Source organism: Agromyces sp. Leaf222, assembly GCF_001421565.1.
GTDB lineage: Bacteria > Actinomycetota > Actinomycetes > Actinomycetales > Microbacteriaceae > Agromyces.
Map to the genome: position 1 here is coordinate 55,743 of NZ_LMKQ01000004.1, position 16,433 is coordinate 72,175.

At 73.1% G+C, this 16,433-nt stretch carries 14 protein-coding genes; 10 read left to right on the forward strand and 4 right to left on the reverse strand.

Annotated features, from left to right (window positions below):
- The first annotated feature begins 101 nt into the window (after positions 1–101).
- The 9 genes from ASE68_RS18850 (at position 102) to ASE68_RS18890 (ending at position 9,987) form a co-directional block, all read left to right on the forward strand.
- The gene (locus tag ASE68_RS18850) at positions 102–1,721 is read left to right on the forward strand and encodes an ABC transporter substrate-binding protein (RefSeq protein WP_055863138.1); all 1,620 of its coding nucleotides are present in this window, start codon (positions 102–104) and stop codon (positions 1,719–1,721) included.
- The gene (locus tag ASE68_RS18855) at positions 1,718–2,056 is read left to right on the forward strand and encodes a carboxymuconolactone decarboxylase family protein (RefSeq protein ID WP_082462519.1); all 339 of its coding nucleotides are present in this window, start codon (positions 1,718–1,720) and stop codon (positions 2,054–2,056) included. Before ASE68_RS18850 ends, ASE68_RS18855 begins: the two co-directional genes overlap by 4 nt.
- A 26-nt stretch (positions 2,057–2,082) precedes the next feature.
- Positions 2,083–3,501 carry a M20/M25/M40 family metallo-hydrolase gene (locus tag ASE68_RS18860; protein WP_235481281.1) on the forward strand — a complete coding sequence of 473 codons (1,419 nt, stop codon included), beginning with the start codon at positions 2,083–2,085 and terminating at the stop codon, positions 3,499–3,501.
- Between the two features lie 175 nt (positions 3,502–3,676).
- Positions 3,677–5,074 (forward strand): NtaA/DmoA family FMN-dependent monooxygenase, encoded by a 1,398-nt coding sequence (locus ASE68_RS18865; RefSeq protein ID WP_055863142.1) that lies wholly within the window; start codon positions 3,677–3,679, stop codon positions 5,072–5,074.
- Positions 5,075–5,322: 248 nt separating this feature from the next.
- A complete protein-coding gene (locus ASE68_RS18870) occupies positions 5,323–6,660 on the forward strand; it encodes an aminotransferase class V-fold PLP-dependent enzyme (RefSeq protein WP_200921794.1) in 1,338 nt (445 codons plus the stop codon).
- Positions 6,661–6,754: 94 nt separating this feature from the next.
- Entirely contained in the window at positions 6,755–7,825 is a 1,071-nt protein-coding gene (locus tag ASE68_RS18875) for a phosphate ABC transporter substrate-binding protein PstS (RefSeq protein WP_055863144.1), read from the forward strand.
- 86 nt (positions 7,826–7,911) lie between these two features.
- The gene (locus tag ASE68_RS18880) at positions 7,912–8,409 is read left to right on the forward strand and encodes an FBP domain-containing protein (protein WP_055863146.1); all 498 of its coding nucleotides are present in this window, start codon (positions 7,912–7,914) and stop codon (positions 8,407–8,409) included.
- Between the two features lie 24 nt (positions 8,410–8,433).
- A complete protein-coding gene (locus tag ASE68_RS18885) occupies positions 8,434–9,237 on the forward strand; it encodes a hypothetical protein (protein WP_157421770.1) in 804 nt (267 codons plus the stop codon).
- Positions 9,238–9,495: 258 nt separating this feature from the next.
- Complete coding sequence (locus ASE68_RS18890; protein WP_055863151.1) at positions 9,496–9,987, forward strand: FBP domain-containing protein; 492 nt, start codon at positions 9,496–9,498, stop codon at positions 9,985–9,987.
- Positions 9,988–9,991: 4 nt separating this feature from the next.
- Here the strand turns inward: ASE68_RS18890 and ASE68_RS18895 are convergent, their stop codons facing one another.
- Positions 9,992–10,762, reverse strand: a complete 771-nt coding sequence (locus tag ASE68_RS18895) for an SGNH/GDSL hydrolase family protein (protein ID WP_055863153.1) — start codon at positions 10,760–10,762, stop codon at positions 9,992–9,994.
- An 87-nt stretch (positions 10,763–10,849) separates the two neighbouring features.
- Between ASE68_RS18895 and ASE68_RS18900 the strand changes: the two genes are divergently transcribed.
- On the forward strand, positions 10,850–12,244 hold the full coding sequence (locus tag ASE68_RS18900) for a GH1 family beta-glucosidase (RefSeq protein ID WP_200921795.1): 1,395 nt from the start codon (positions 10,850–10,852) through the stop codon (positions 12,242–12,244).
- Positions 12,245–12,379: 135 nt separating this feature from the next.
- Here ASE68_RS18900 and ASE68_RS18905 read toward each other — a convergent pair whose 3' ends face one another.
- The 3 genes from ASE68_RS18905 to ASE68_RS18915 all read right to left on the reverse strand — a co-directional run bounded on the left by ASE68_RS18905 (position 12,380) and on the right by ASE68_RS18915 (position 16,433).
- The gene (locus ASE68_RS18905; protein ID WP_082462554.1) at positions 12,380–13,951 is read right to left on the reverse strand and encodes a PucR family transcriptional regulator; all 1,572 of its coding nucleotides are present in this window, start codon (positions 13,949–13,951) and stop codon (positions 12,380–12,382) included.
- Between the two features lie 159 nt (positions 13,952–14,110).
- Positions 14,111–15,394 (reverse strand): kynureninase, encoded by a 1,284-nt coding sequence (kynU, locus tag ASE68_RS18910; RefSeq protein ID WP_055863157.1) that lies wholly within the window; start codon positions 15,392–15,394, stop codon positions 14,111–14,113.
- A gap of 46 nt (positions 15,395–15,440) precedes the next feature.
- Positions 15,441–16,433, reverse strand: a complete 993-nt coding sequence (locus ASE68_RS18915; protein ID WP_055863159.1) for an amidohydrolase family protein — start codon at positions 16,431–16,433, stop codon at positions 15,441–15,443.

Genomic DNA, 16,433 nt, shown 5'->3' on the forward strand with positions numbered 1-16,433 from the left:
CATCCGACCCGGAACCGCCCGGCTGCAGCATCCGGAGCCGCTGCCGCAGCACCGACCACCCGAACCACAGACCAGCACACCGAACACACCAGGAGAAGCACATGCGCACCACCTCACGCTTCGTCGTCGCGGCCATCGCGACGACGACCGTCTTCGCCCTCGCGGGCTGCGCCGACGCCCGGTCGGCCGGCTCGGGCGACGGCACCGCGACCGTCGTCGACGGCGGGCAGCTCGCCTTCGCGATCGCCAACGACCCGATCTCGCTGAACCCGTCGGGCACGGGCTCGGGCAACGACACGCTCTACGTGACGCGTCAGCTCGTCGACTCGCTGCTGTACCAGAACCCCGAGACGGGCCGCCTCGAGCCGTGGCTCGCGAGCGACTGGTCGTCGAACGACGACGCCACCGTCTTCACGTTCACGCTGCGCGACGACGTGACCTTCTCCGACGGTACGCCGCTCACCGCGGCCGACGTGAAGGGCACGTTCGACGACATCGTCGCGGCCGGCGCCGCGAGCCAGGCCGCCGCGCTCCTCATCGGCTACGACGAGACCGTCGCCGTCGACGAGCACACGGTCGAGGTGCGCTTCAGCACGCCGAACGCGGCGTTCCCGAACTCCACCGCGACGGTCTCGCTCGGCATCGTCGGCGCGGCCACGCTCGAGACGCCCTACGACGAGCGAGCGGATGGCGCGGCCATCGTCGGCTCGGGCGCGTTCACGCTCGGCGAGTACACGAAGGACGTCGAGACGGTGCTCGAGCGTCGCGACGACTACGCGTGGGCGCCGGAGGCGCTCGGCAACGACGGTGCGGCCCACCTCGACGAGGTCGTGTTCCAGGTCGTGCCCGAGGCGAGCGTGCGCACCGGCAGCCTCACCTCCGAGCAGGTCGACGTGGCCGGCGGCGTGCAGCCGAACGACGTGCAGACCATCGAGGACGCCGGCTTCCCGCTCGTGTACCGCGGCAACCCGGGCGCGACCTTCGGCGTGTACTTCAACGAGTCGCGCCCGGTCGTCTCCGACCTCGCCGTGCGCCAGGCCATCGCCGCGGCGATCGACCCGGAGGTCGTGCGCGACACCGCGCTGAACGACCTCTTCGCCGTCGCCACGAGCCCGCTCGCGAAGACCACGCCCGGCTTCGCCGACGAGGGCGACGCGTTCGAGTACGACCCCGCTGCCGCGGCCGACCTGCTCGACGGCGCCGGCTGGACCGAGGGCGCCGACGGCATCCGCACCAAGGACGGCGAGCCGCTCAGCCTGAAGCTCGCGTGGATCACGAACTTCGGTCCGAACCAGACCTCGCTCGAACTCATCCAGCAGCAGCTCAAGGAGGTCGGCATCGAGATCGAGCTCGTCGGCGGCAGCGTGCCCGAGTTCCTGAAGATCCAGGAGACGGGCGACCTCGACCTGTCGTGGCAGAACCTCTCCCGCGCCGACGGCGACGTGCTGCGCACCACCTACTCGGTCGCCGCGACCAACCGCCTGCACCTCGACGACCCCGAGCTCGAGGCGCTGCTGCAGGAGCAGGCCGCGCTCGCCGACCCCGACGCCCGCGACGAGGTGCTCGCCGAGGCGCAGGCCCGCATCGCCGAGCAGGTGCACCAGGTGCCCGTGCATGAGCTCACCTCGATCCTCGGCACGCTGCCGACCGTGCACGGCGTGAGCCTCGGCGCCGACTCGCGCCTCGACTCGCTCGTCGGCGCATGGGAGGAGGCCGAGTGACCGCCTACTACGAGGCATCCGACCGCAGCTACACCAAGGTCTACAAGGAGCACGCGCCCGACATCCTGAAGGCGTTCGCCGACTTCGACGCCGCCGTGTTCGCGGCGGACGGGCGCGAGATCCCGCTGAAGTACCGCGAGCTCATCGCGCTCGCCGTGTCGGTCACGACGCAGTGCTCGTACTGCATCGACGCCCACTCGAAGAACGCGGTCAAGGCCGGGGCCACCGAGACCGAGCTCGCCGAGTCGGCGTGGGTCGCGACCGCGATCCGCGCCGGCGGCGGCTACGCGCACGGGCGGCTCGCCTTCAAGCTCTCGGGATTGCACGAGCACTGATGGGCGAGACGCTGTTGACTGGGACGGTGAGCGAGACGACGAGCGAAGCGCCTGCGGGCGGAACGCTGCTCGAGCGCGAGGCGCTGCACTACATCCGCGAGCTGATCCGCATCGACAGCGTCAACACGGGCGACCCGCGCACCATCGGCGACGGTGAGACGCGGGCCGCCCGGCTCGTGCAGGCGGCGCTCGCCGAGGCCGGGCTCGACAGCGAGCTCATCGAGTCCACGCCGGGCCGCGGCAACGTCGTGGCCAGGCTGCGGGGCGCGGGCCCCGACGGCGGCGAGCCCGAGCGTGGCGCGCTCGTGGTGCATGCCCACCTCGACGTGGTGCCGGTCGAGGGGCAGGACTGGCGGCATCCGCCGTTCGGGGCCGAGATCCACGACGGCGAGCTGTACGGCCGGGGCGCCGTCGACATGAAGAACTTCGCCGGCGTGCTCCTGGCGGTGGCCCGCGCGTTCGCCCGCGAGGGGGTCGTGCCGTCGCGGGACCTCGTCTTCGCGTTCTTCGCCGACGAGGAGGCGGGCGGCACCTGGGGTGCGAAGTGGCTCGTCGAGCACCGGCCCGACCTGTTCGCAGGCGCCACCGAGGCGCTCAGCGAGGTGGGCGGGTTCTCGGTGCCGATCCCGCAGGCCGGCACGGCGCCAGGCGCGCCGGGGGCTCCGGATGCCGCGGGCCCGGCCGCACGGCCACGGCGGGCGTACCTCGTGGCCACCGCCGAGAAGGGCGTCGGGTCGGCGCGCATCACGGCGCGCGGGCGCCCCGGCCACGGATCGCGCCCGACTCCCGACAACGCCGTGGTGCGCATCGCGCAGGCCGTCACCGCGATCGGCGGGCACCGGTTCCCGTTCACGCGCACGCCGGCACTCGAGACGTTCCTGCACACCTTCGGCGAGGCGCGCGGTCTCGCGTTCCCGGATGCCGCGGCCGACATCGAGGCCGACCTCGCCGCGCTCGGCTTCACGGGGTCCCTCGTGAGTGCCGGCGCCCGCGACACGGCGTCGCCGACGGTGCTCGAGGCCGGAGCCAAGACCAACGTCATCCCCGGCGTCGCGACGGCGAGCCTCGACGTGCGCGTGCTGCCCGGCCACGAGGAGTCCTTCGTCGACGAGCTGCGCGCCGTCGTCGGCGACGACGTCGAGGTCGAGGTCGGCAGGTGGATCCCGCCCATCGCATCGCCTGTCGACGCGCCGATCGTCGCGGCCATGCAACGCGCGATCGAGGCCGACGACCCCGAGGGGCTCGTGGTGCCGTACCTGCTGCCGGCGAGCACCGACAACAAGCACCTGTCGAGGCTCGGCATCTCGGGATACGGCTTCGTGCCGCTGCGGGTGCCAGACGAGTTCGACGTCTTCGGGCAGTTCCACACGGCCGACGAGCACATCCCGGTCGAGGCGCTCGCGTTCTCGGCCCGCGTCACGGAGCGTCTTCTGCGGCTCGCCTGAGCGCCTCGGGCGGCGGGCGGCGCGGGCGGCCACCGCCCGACGTGTCGTCATGCGGCGCAATGCGTCGGCCTGTTGCGTCCGCTTACCGACCGCGTCGGCGGTGCTCGCGACATCCGCCCCGCTCCACCTAGCGTCGAGCCATGCCGAACACGACACCGCGACGAGGGGAACGACGATGACCAGACTCATCATCGGCGCGATGGTGCGCGCGATCGGCGCCTACCCGTCGGGCTGGCGCTATCCGGGTGCGCACCGCGACCCGCGCCACGACGCCGGCGTGCTGCGCCTGACCGCGCGGCTCGCCGAGGAGGCCCGTCTCGACTACCTCTTCTTCGGCGACTGGCTCGCGACGGGCCACGACCTCGAGCACCACGACCCCTACCTCGTGGCCCGCATCGACCCGCTCTCGACGATCTCGCACCTGGCGGCGGTGACCGACCGCATCGGGCTCATCGCGACGGTCGACTCGACCTACGCCGACCCGTACACGGTCGCGCGGGCGACGGCCTCGATCGACCTGCTCTCGGGCGGGCGTGCCGGGCTCAACCTCGTGACCTCGGCCGATCCGCGTGCGGCGGCGAACCACGGGGTCGACTTCGACCGCGCGAATCCGAGCCGCTACGACCGGGCGGTCGAGTTCGAGGCGGTGCTGCGCCGCCTCTGGGACTCCTTCGACGACGACGCGATCGTGGCGGATGCCGCGACGGGCCGGTTCCTCGCCCCCGGCAGCCTGCACGAGACCGGCTTCCGCGGCCAGCACGTGCGCTCCGCCGGACCGTTGAACGTGCTGCGGCCCGTGCAGGGACACCTGCCGATCGTGCGCTCGGGCGCCTCGCCGCGCTCGCAGCTCATCGCCGCGCAGAGCGCCGACCTCGCCCTCGTCGCCGCGAACGACCTCGCGCACGCCGTCTCGGTGCGCGAGGAGCTGCGCGCCCTCGCGTTCGAGTCCGGGCGAGACGACCGCACCTTGAAGGTCATCGCACCCGTGCTGCCGATCGTCGGCGAGACCCGCGCCGATGCGCAGCAGCTCGCCGACGAGCTCTCGGAGCTCATGCAGATCGTCGAGGACTGGCCCGACGGCCCGCCGCCGGGGTTCCCGGCGTCGCGCTCGCTCGCGAGCCTGTCGCCGCTCGTCGGCGTCGACCTCACGGGCCGCTCGCCCGACCTCGCGGTGACCCCCGCCATCGCGGCGCAGTTCGGCGCAGCGGGGCAGCAGCTCGTCGAGATCGTCGCCGAGCGAACCGGGCGCACGCCGGGCGGCACCCGGCCGCCGACCCTGCGGCACCTCGTCGTCGCCGCGGCCGTGAACGCCCCGATCATCGTGGGCACGGCCGACGACATCGCCGGCGAGTTCGAGACCTGGGGCGAGGCCGGAGCAGTCGACGGGTTCAACGTGCTCTCCGCGGTGCAGCCGTCGCAGTTCGAGGCGTTCACGACCCTCGTCGCGCCCGAGCTCGTGCGTCGCGGCGTACTGCCGCCGGCCTACGAGGGCGAGACGCTGCGCGAGCACCTCGGGCTGACGCGGCCAGAGAGCAGCTTCGCGCAGCCGAGCTACGCGGGCGCCCACATCTGAACGGTCGGTGACGGGTCTCGATACGCGCTTCGCGCTACTCGACCGGCGGGGGTCTCGATAGGCGCTCGTGCTTCTCGACCGGCGGTCGGGTCGCGCCGGTCGAGTAGGCGCGAAGCGCCGTATCGAGACCAGCCTGCCGCGGGTTCGTGACCGAATGTTGCACCCGATGACCACGTGCGACGCCCGACGGTTGTCGGCCCCGCCGCGTCGGTCGTAGGTTCGACGCCTGACCCGCGATTGGAGCCGGCGTGATCGACACCGCAGCACGCACCGACGTGCGATCGGTGCGCACGGATGCCGCGGCCGGCCCGATCCCCGACGGCGCCTCGCCGCTCGCGCAACTGACCGACGCCGGCCTCGAGGTGCCCGTGCTCGGCGGAGCAACGGTGCGGCACGTGAACCTCGACGTCGCGGCATCCGCACCCGCACTGCAGGCCGTCGCAGCCCACGTCACGAGGGTGCTGCCGTACTACTCGAGCGTGCACCGCGGCAGCGGCTACCCGTCGCAGGCCGCGACCGCGCTCGTCGAAGACGCCCGCGTGAGCGTCGCCCGCCACGTCGGCGCCCGCGACGGCGACCTCGTCGTGTTCACCCGCAACACGACCGAGGCGCTCAACCTGCTCGCGACCGCCGTGCCCGGCGACACCGTGGTGCTCGACATCGAGCACCACGCGAACCTGCTGCCGTGGCGAAACCGACGCGTCGTCGTCGCCCGCGCGAGCATCGCCGAGACGCTCGTCGCGCTCGAGACCGAGCTCGCCGCGCGCCCGGCGGCGCTGCTCTCGGTGACGGGTGCCTCCAACGTCACGGGCGAGGTGCTGCCGATCGCCGAGCTCGCACGCATCGCGCACGCGCACGGCGCCCGCATCGCCGTCGACGCCGCCCAGCTGCTGCCGCACCGGCGCATCGACGTCGCGGCATCCGACCTCGACTTCGTCGCGTTCTCTGGCCACAAGGCGTACGCGCCCTTCGGCGCCGGCGCGCTCATCGGCCGGGCCGACTGGCTCGACGCCGCCCCGCCGTTCCTCGCCGGCGGCGGCGCGGTCGAGAACGTCGCCGTCGATCGCGTCGAGTGGCGGACCGGCCCCGACCGCCACGAGGCCGGCACACCGAACGTCGTCGGCATCGCCGCACTCGCCCGTGCGCTCGTCGAGCTCGAACGCCTCGGCGACGCCGAACGCGAGGCGCACGAGGCCGGGCTCACCGCCCGCCTGCACGACGGCCTCGCGTCGCTGCCCGGCGTGCGCGTCATCCGCGGATTCGACGACGCGACCGACCGGCTCGCCATCGCGACCGTCGAGCTCGACCGCGGGTCGGTCGGCCTCGTCGCCGCCGCCCTCGGCGCCGAGCACGGCATCTCGGTGCGCGCCGGCCGCTTCTGCGCGCACCCGTTCTTCGACCGCGTCTCGTCGCGCTCGAACGGGCTCCGCGCCAGCCTCGGCGCCGGATCCACCATCGACGACGTCGACCGCTTCATCGCGGCGCTCGGCCTGCTCGTGACCGACGGCCCCGCGCACGAGTACTCGCGCACGCCCGACGGCTGGTGTCCCGTGACCGACGACCGGCCGCGCGCCTCGTTCGACTGAGGCCCCGCGCCGACTGAGGCGCCTCGTTCGACTGAGGCGCCGCGCGCCGACGCGCCCCGCGCCTTCGCAGGCTGCCGTCAATACGATGGGCGGTATGCGTGCGGCGAAGATCACCGGGGGGCTCGGCGCGTTCATCGCCCTCGCCCTGTTGAGCGGCTGCGCCGTGAACGAGCAGGACCAGCAGCCGAGCGAGCTCTCCGGCACGATCGACGGCGCCGGGTCCTCGGCGCAGGCGGCGGCGCAGGAGGTCTGGATCGCCGGCTTCCAGACCGCGAACGGCAGCGCGACGGTCAACTACGACCCTGCCGGATCCGGTGCAGGCCGCGACCAGTTCCTCACGGGAGCGGTGGGGTGGGCGGGCAGCGATGCGGCGCTCGATCCCGACCAGACGACCGGCGACATCGGCCGGTGCGTCGACGGTGCGGGCGCGGTCGACCTGCCGCTCTACGTCTCGCCGATCGCGCTCGCGTTCAACATCGCCGGCGTCGACGAGCTGCGCCTCGACGCGGCATCCGTCGCCCGGATCTTCAGCGGCGAAATCGACCGCTGGAACGACCCCGCGCTCGTCGCCCTGAACCCAGATGCGGCACTGCCCGACGCGCGCATCACGGCCGTGCACCGATCCGACGACTCGGGCACGACCGAGAACTTCACCGACTACCTGCACGAGGCCGCGCCCGCCGAGTGGCCGAACGAGCCGTCGGGCACGTTCCCCTACGAGGGCGAGGCCGCGCAGGGCAGCTCGGGCATCGCCTCGGTGATCCGCGACGGCGTCAACGTCATCGGCTACCTCGACGCCTCGCGCGCAACGGACATGGGCGTCGCACAGCTCGCGGTGGGCGACGACTTCGTCACGCCGACGCCCGAGGCGGCGGCGGCGATCCTCGACGTCTCGCCCATGCAGCCCGGCCGTGCCGACGACGACCTCGTCATCGACATCGACCGGTCGACGGATGCCGCGGGCGCGTATCCGCTCGTGCTCGTGAGCTACGTGATCGCGTGCCGCGCCTACCTCGACGCCGGCGAGGGCGAGCTCGTCGCCGCCTACCTGGCCTGGGTCGCGAGCGAGGCCGGGCAGGATGCCGCGGCCGACGGAGCGGGCTCCTCGCCCATCTCCGCATCGCTGCGCACCCGCGTGCAGGAGGTCGTGGCCACGATCGGCTGATCCGCTCCGCTGCACGGGCCCGTTCGCCGTCGGCCTTCGTAGACTGGACGGGTTCGACGAACACGAGACGTTCACGGGGGAGACGGATGCAGGCGCTGACCGAGGCCGAGGTGCGCGGCGCACTGCGCAACGCCTCCCCGGGGGAGCTCGCACAACTGTCGCTGCCGGTGTCGTTCTTCGTGACCGAGTGGGCGCACCTCGACGCCTTCGCGTGGCGCGACCCCCGCATCAGCGGGCGCGGCTACCTCGTGACCGAGCTCGACGGCTCGCCGGTCGGCGTCGTGCTGCGCACCCCCTCGCCGGGCGGATCGCACCATCGCGCGGCGATCTGCAACCTCTGCCACACCCAGCAGCCGGCCGACCAGGTCGCGATGGTCTCGGCGCGCAAGGCCGGCGCCGCCGGTGAACGCGGCGACAGCGTCGGCGTCTACATGTGCACCGACCTCGCGTGCCAGGACACCGTGCGCCTCGGCCGGCCCGCGGCGCCGTCCGAGGTCATGCCGAGCCTGCGCGAGCTCGAGAGCATCGAGGGCCTCGCCCGTCGCACCCGCGCCTTCGTCGCGAACGTGGTCGCGACCGACTGATCGAGCCTGAGGGGAAGGATGACGATGACGTCTTCCGAACGGTCCGAGCTCGAGGCCAGGGCGGCGGCCCTTCGTCGCATCGTCTACGGCACGCCCGGCGGGCACCTGAGCGCCGCCGCCGCGGAACTCGAGACGGTGGAGGCGCAGCTGCGCTCCGGTTCGGATCCGACCCCCGGGCCGGGTTCGGATCCGATCTCGGGGTCGGGGCCGATCGCCTCGCCGACCGCCGACCCCCTGCGCGCCGGCGGTCTCGCCGTGATCGAGCAGGTGGAGCAGATCGGGCAGCACCCGCAGGTCGATCCGGCTGTGCCCGACCCGGCTGTGCCCGACCAGGCTCTGCGCGACCCGGCCCCGCCCGGCGCCCCGCCCGGCACGCGTCGTCGCGTCCTCGTCATGGTCGCGGTGGCGGCCGCCATCGCCGTGGTCGCCGCGCTCGGTCCGCTGCGAGCGCTCTCCGAACCGCCGAGGGGCCTGGAGGTCTTCGATCGTGCGCCGGATCCGTCGCAGGCGCTGATGCCGGGCAACGACGACATCCTGACCCCCGCATCGCTCGCCTCGGTGAGGTACATCGGCACCGAGGTGGGCTACCGCGCCTGGGTGTTCCGCGACCGGGGCGACGTCTGCCTGACGCTGCAGCGCGAGAACTGGAACGGATCGGGCACCACCTGCGTCGCGGAGTCGGACTTCGCGCGCTCCGGCATCCGTCAGGTCGTGAGGTACGAGCAGCTGCGCGACCTGGCCAGGCCGGTGGGGGTCGGGCCGGGCGACGGCGTCGAGTTCGCCTGGACGGCGGACTCGACCGGGCTCGAGTGGTCGATGCGCAGGTAGCTCACGCGTGCCGCTCAGGCCCGCTGTGTACACTCGGCGCTTGTGAGTCAGACCGTTCCGTTCCCCATGCCCGTCGGGCGTCTGGAGGTCGTCGGCGTTCTCGATGCCGACAGGAGAGGGCCGTCGCGCCCGTGATCGCGCGCGCCTCGGCGCGAGCGGATCCCTGAGCCGCGCTCGCCGCTCGGGGCACCTCCACCCGGAACAGAACCATCACGCCCGGCCGCGCGAGCGACCGGGCACGACGAAGGACTCGACATCATGCTGCCCATCGACGGCGCGCGCATCCGCGCCTCATTCATCAACGCCTCGCAGCGCGAACGCGCCGCGGTGACCCTGCCCGCCGACTTCGCGACCCTCCAGTGGGATGCGTTCGACGTCCTCGGCTGGCGCGACCCCAAGCTGCCGAAGGTCGGCTACGTCGTGATCGAGACCGAGGGCGGCCTCGTCGGCGTCGTGCTGCGCCAGGCCGAGGGCCGCATCCGCACGCGCCCGCAGTGCTCGTGGTGCGAGGACGTGACCCTGCCGAACGACGTCGTGTTCTACACGGCGAAGCGCTCCGGCGCGGCGGGCCGCAACGGCGACACGGTGGGCATCCTCGCGTGCGCGGGCTTCGAGTGCTCGCGCAACGTGCGGCGCCTGCCGCCGGTGGCGTACCTCGGGTTCGACGTCGAGGCCGCGAGGCTCCATCGCATCGAGGCGCTGCGCGAGCACGTCGCCGGCTTCGTGCAGGCGGTGCGCGAGGGCTCCTGACCGGTCAGTGCGCGGCGTCGGGCGTGAGGGGCTCGAGCGTCGCGCGCTTGGCGGTGCGGCCGTCGCCCGACGAGCGACCGGTGAGGCGGCGGCCGATCCACGGCAGCACGAACTCGCGGTAGTACGCGGCCGTGTTGCGGCTGCGAGCACCCGCGGGGGCCGCGGCGACCTCGGCCACGCCCCACTCCTCGGGCACCGGCACGCCGATCGCGGTGAGCACGTTGCTCGCGACGCGCGCGTGCCCGAGCGAGTTCAGGTGCAGCTTGTCGGCCGACCAGTAGCGGATGTCGCGCAGGCCCCGGTCGTTGAAGTTGTCGACGAACGTGACACCCGGCACGTCGGCGAGGTCGATGAGCGCGGTCGTCAGCCGTGCGCCGCGGGCGTCGAAGACCTTGCCGAGCGGCAGGTGCTCGGTCGGGTTCGCGCCGCTCAGCATCAGCACGTGGATGCCCTCGTCGCGGATGCGGTGGATCGCCTGGCGGAAGCGTTCAGCGGTGACCTGCTCGTCCATGCGGGGGCGCAGCATGTCGTTGCCGCCGCCGTTGAAGCTCAGCAGCTCGGGCTTGAGCGCGATGGCCGCCTCGAGCTGCTCTTCGATGATCGGTCCGAGCTTGCGGCCGCGGATCGCGAGGTTCGCGTAGCCGATGGGCTCGCGTGCGGCGATGGCGAGGCCCATGGCGACGAAGTCGGCCCAGCCGCGCACGCTGCCGTCGGGCCGTTCGTCGCCGACGCCCTCGGTGAAGCTGTCGCCGATGGCCGCATAGGAGTGGAACATGGGCTCCACGCTACCTTTCCGTGGCGCACGGGCGGGCGCACCGCTAGGGTGGCCGAAGTGGGTCAGCTGACCCACTTCGGATCTTCGATGGCGAGGTACCCAGTGGTCGACGAACGCATGCCCCGATTCCCGAGGGGCTTCCGGTGGGGCGCTGCCACGGCCGCGTTCCAGATCGAGGGAGCCACGACGGCCGACGGGCGCGGGCCGAGCATCTGGGACACGTTCACGGCCGAGCCCGGCCGCGTGATCGACGGCTCGAACGCCGAGGAGGCGGCCGACGGCTACCGCCGCTGGCGCGACGACATCGCCCTGCTCGGCGAGCTCGGCGCCACCGACTACCGGTTCTCGATCTCGTGGCCGCGCGTGCAGCCCGGCGGCTCGGGGGCGGCCAACGCCGCAGGGCTCGACCATTACGAGCGGTTCGTCGACGCGCTCGCCGAGGCCGGCATCGCGCCCCTCGCGACGCTCTACCACTGGGACCTTCCGCAGCCGCTCGAAGACGCCGGCGGGTGGCTCGTGCGCGACACCGCCGAGCGCTACGCCGAGTACGTCGGGCTCGTGCTCGACCGCCTCGGCGACCGCGTCGGACGCTGGATCACGCTCAACGAGCCCGCGATGACGACGCTCGAGGGATACGCGCTCGGCACCCAGGCGCCGGGTCGCACGCTCATGCTCGGCGCCCTGCCGACGGTGCACCACCAGCTGCTCGGGCACGGGCTCGCGGTCGCCGCGATCCGCGCCGCGTCGGGCGCCGCCGAGGTCGGCATCACGAACAACCACACGCTCGTCGTGCCCGCCTCCGATGGCCCGGCCGATCTGGTCGCCGCCTTCGCCTTCGACCTCGTCTACAACCGGATCTTCATCGATCCGGTGCTCACCGGGGCGTACCCCGACCTGTCGGCGTTCGGGCTCGACGCGTTCCCGGGCCTCGAGCCGGGCGACCTCGACACGATCGCGGCGCCGCTCGACTTCTACGGCCTCAACTCGTACAACCCCACCTACGTGGCCGCGCCGGCCGAGGGGTCGGAGTTCGCGCTCGCCGGACTGCCGTTCGAGCCGGTCGGGCCGCCGGCGGGCACGCCCGTCACGGGCTTCGACTGGCCGGTCGCGCCTGCGGCGTTCACCGAGCTGCTCGTGAGTCTCCGCCGCGACTACGGCGACGCGCTGCCGCCGGTCGTCATCACCGAGAACGGCGCCTCGTATCCCGATGAGGTCGTTCCGGGCCCCGACGGCGAGCCCGCCGTGCACGATATCGAGCGCATCGACTACCTCGACGGGCACCTGCGCGCGGTGCACGCTGCGATCGAGCGCGGGGTCGACGTGCGCGGCTACTTCGTCTGGTCGCTCATCGACAACTTCGAGTGGGCGCAGGGGTACACGCAGCGGTTCGGGCTCGTGCACGTCGACTTCGAGACCGGCGAACGCACCCGCAAGGACTCCTTCGCCTGGTACCGAGGGGTCGTCGCCGACCAGCTCGGCTGAGTCGTGGTGGGCGTGAGTTCAGGCGAACGCGCGCTGCTCAGGACGATCGGCCCCGTTCCGTCCTGAGCCGGGGCCGTTCGCCTGATTCGCGGACGTCGGTCCGAGCGGGGGCGAGCGGATGCCGCGGGCGGCCGCCTACTGCACCGCGAGCAGCGCGGCCCAGAGGTCGGCCCGCGCGTGGAAGCCCGAGAGGTCGCGCTCGAGCAGGCGCTCGGCGAGCGCGATGCGGCTGCGCACCGTGTGCCGGTGCACGCCGAGCTGCTGGGCGGTCGCATCGAATTGCCCGCCGTGCTCGAGCCAGGTGCGCACGGTCTCGACGAGCGCGGTTCCGGATGCCGCGTCGTGCTGCACGAGCGGTGCGAGCGTCGCGACCGCGACCGCCCTGGCATCCGTTCGGGCGAGGAACGCGAGCACGCCCTGCCGGCTGATCTCGTCGAACGCGACGACGCGGGCCGGAGCGTCGCGGGCCCCCGATTCGCGGGCGCGGTCGAGTGCCCGGAGGGCCTGCTCGTGCGCGGCGGCCAGGCTCTCGATCGGCATCGCGTCGGACACGCCCACCGGCAGGTCGAACTCGGCGCAGAGCTCGTCGGCGATGGCCGAATCCGCGGCCTCGAGCACGAGCACGACGACCCCGCCGTCGCGGGCGAAGAAGAGGCGCCCGCCGCGCTCGTCGACGCGGAGCTCGAGCAGCTCGGTCATGCGGTCGAGCGCCTGCGCCGCGGCATCCGTCACCGCGACGCGCACCGGCGCCTCGGGAAGCTGGCCCCACATCTCGGAGGACACCTGTTCGGCCAACGAGGTGTCGCCGGCGAGCAGGCTGCGGAGCAGGCCCGTGCGCAGGTGCCCCCTGGCGCGATCGAGGTCGCGGTTCTGCTCGAGCGAGAGCCCGGCGAGGGCGATCACGGCGGTGACGACCTCGCGGCCGGCCTGGTCGAGCTCGGGCGAGTCGCCGACCGCGAGCACGCCGCGGAGGGCGCCGCCGGAGCCGAGCGTCTGCATGGTGATGCGCTGCGGGGTATCGGTCGACTCGCCGACGAGCACGGTGCGGCCGGCCCGCTGGCCCCGACGCAGCATCGAGCGCGCCTCGCCGACGACCTCGCCGAGCCCTGGCTGGCTGAGCGCGCCCTCTGGGGCCTCACGGTCGAGCGCACCGGTAGCGTCGACGAGTCCGACCCACGTTCCGAGCCGCTTCGAGAGCTCGCCGAGGGTCGCCGTGAGGCCGTCGGGGCGCAGCGCGGCACGGGAGATCGCCCGCTGGGCCGAGAGCGCCCAGGCCTGTCGCGCGTAGGCGTCTTCGGCGAGCAGGTCGGCCACGAGCTTGGCGATGGCGATGAACGGCACCCGGTAGGGCACCTCGAACAGCGGCAGTCCGAGCTCGACGCAGGCGTCGACGAGTGCCGCCGGCGTTCCGTCGCGGATCACCTCGGTGCCGAAGCCCAGTGCGGCGACACCGCGGTCGCGCAGGCGTCGCACGTACTCGTGGGCGAAGCCCGCGGCATCCGCTCGCGCCTCGTCGAGGTCGAACTGCGTGCCGGTGGTGAGCAGTACCTGGCCGGCGTCGAGGAACGGGGCCGGGTCGGCGAGGTCGGAACTGTGCGCCCAGACCACCGGGGCGGCGAGCGCGTCGTCGGGCAGAGCGGATGCGGGGGTGAGGAGTCCGAGCGCGAGCTCCGGACGATCGAGCAGGGTCTGCACCGTCGGCTGCACCGTGGCCACCCTCCGCTCGGCATGTACGCGGTGTCGAACATGCAGGCACGAGTGTACAGGCGGGCCTTGTGCGGTCGGCCGAACGCCGGCACGGCCGAGCGGGGTGCTGGGCGGCCGACCGGCGGGTCGATCGATGCGCCGACCGACCCGCCGGGGCTCTCAGGTGACGGTGCCGCGGCGTGCGAAGCGCGGCTCGCGCCAGACCTCGGTCGCGAGGATGTCCTCGAGTGCGGCCACCGCATCCCACGCGTCGACATGCGAGGTGTAGAGCGGCGTGAAGCCGAAGCGCATCAGGTCGGGCGCGCGGAAGTCGCCGATGACGCCCCGCTCGATGAGCGCCTGCATGACCGAGTACCCGTCGGCGTCGCCGGCGCGGAGCGCGACCTGGCTGCCGCGCCGCGCCGACTGCCGGGGCGTGACGACCTCGACGCCCCACTGGGCCAGCCGGGAGTCGACGAGCGAGATGAACAGCTCGGTGAGGCGGAGGCTCTTCTCTCTGAGCAGGTCGAGGTCGACGCCGCTCCAGATGTCGAGGCTGGCCTCGAGGCCCGCCAGCGCGAGCAGCTGGGGCGTGCCGACGCGGAAGCGGGTGACGCCGGGCGCCGGTGCGTAGTCGACGTCGAAGTCGAACGGCTTCGCGTGCCCGTGCCAGCCGGTGATCGCCGGCCGCGCTGCGGCCTGGTGCCGCCCGGCGACCCAGAGGAACGACGGCGAGCCCGGGCCGCCGTTGAGGTACTTGTACGTGCAGCCGATCGCGAAGTCCGCGCCGGCGCCGTTCAGGTCGACGGGCACGGCCCCGACGCTGTGGCAGAGGTCCCACACCATGATCGCGCCGGCCTCGTGCACGCGGCGCGTGACCTCGTTCATGTCGTACATGCGGCCCGTGCGGTAGTTCACGTGGGTGAGCACGACGACCGCGACGTCCGCGTCGAGCACGTCGTCGAGGGTCGGTCCGTCGTCGGCGATCAGGCGGCGCTCGAGCGGCCGGCCGGGCTCGCCGAGCAGCTCCTGCACCGACTCGAGCACGTAGAGGTCGGTCGGGAAGTTGCCGCGCTCCGAGACGATCACCCGGCGCTCCGGCCGCAGCCGGGCCGCCGCCACCGCCACCTGGAACAGGCTCGACGACGTCGAGTCGCCGAGCACGACCTCGCCCGCCGCCGCGCCGATCAGCGGCGCGATGCGGTCGCCGAGGTCGAGCGGCTTCGTGAACCAGCCGGCGTCGTTCCAGCTGCGGATCAGCCCGGTGCCCCACTCCTCGGTGATCACGCGCTGCACGTGCGCCGCCGTCGCACGCGGCAGGGCGCCGAGCGAGTTGCCGTCGAGGTAGACGACCCCGTCGGGCAGGTCGAACAGGTCGCGGAACCCGGCGAGCGGGTCGGCGGCGTCGAGGGCCGTGCAGGTCGCACGGTCGATCACGTGGGGGATGGAGGGGGCGATGCTCATGGCGGAGTCGGTCCTTCGCGGCTCGGGGGAGGTGGTCAGAGCGTGGTCAGAGCGCCAGGAAGCGCCGGGCGTTGCCGTGGCGGATGGCCGCCTTCTGCTCGTCGGTGAGGAAGTCGGCGCGCTCGATCACGGCGCCGACGGGCCGTTCGCCGAGCGGGTAGGGGTAGTCGCTGCCGAGCATCACCTGCTCGGCGCCGAGGGTGTCCACGAGCAGGCGCAGCGCCGCGGGGTCGAACACGACCGAGTCGACGCTGAAACGGTCGAGGTAGCCCGACGGCGGCAGCTCGCTGACGCCCACCAGGTCGGGCCGGCGGTGCCACGCGTTCTCGAACCGGCCGAGCCAGAACGCGAACGAACCGCCGCCGTGGGCGAAGCCGATGCGGAGCGTCGGCGGCACCCGGTCGAAGACGCCGCCGAGGATCATCGCGATGATCGACAGGTGCGTCTCGGCGGGCATGCCGGTGAGCCAGCGGGCCATCCACCGGTCGAGTCGGGGCGAGCCCGGCATGTCCCACGGGTGCACGAGCACGGGCACCCCGCGATCCGCGCAGTGCTGCAGGAACGTGACGATGCCCTCGTGATCGAGGTCGCGGTCGCCGACGTGGTTGCCGATCTCGACGCCGCGGTGCCCGGCGGCGATCGCGCGATCGAGCTCGGCGCACGCGGCATCCGTGTCCTGCAGCGGCACCTGCGCGAACGGCAGCAGTCGGTCGGGTGCGGGGGAGCAGAGCTCGAGCGTGAGGTCGTTGAAGATGCGCGCGACCTTCGCGGCCTGGTCGCCCGGCTTCTCGTACGAGAAGAACACCGGCGTCGGCGAGACGACCTGGATGTCGACGTCGTCGGCGTCCATCTCGGCGAGGCGCGTCTCGGCGTCCCAGCAGCTCTCGTCGATGCGGCGGAACTCGCTCGAGCCGAGCATGATCATGGCCTCGCGCTCGGAGTCCACGCGGAGCCACGGCCAGGAGCCCGGCCCGACCTGCGTCGACAGGTCGGGCCAGCCCTTGGGCACGGCATGCGTGTGGATGTCGATCGTGCCCAC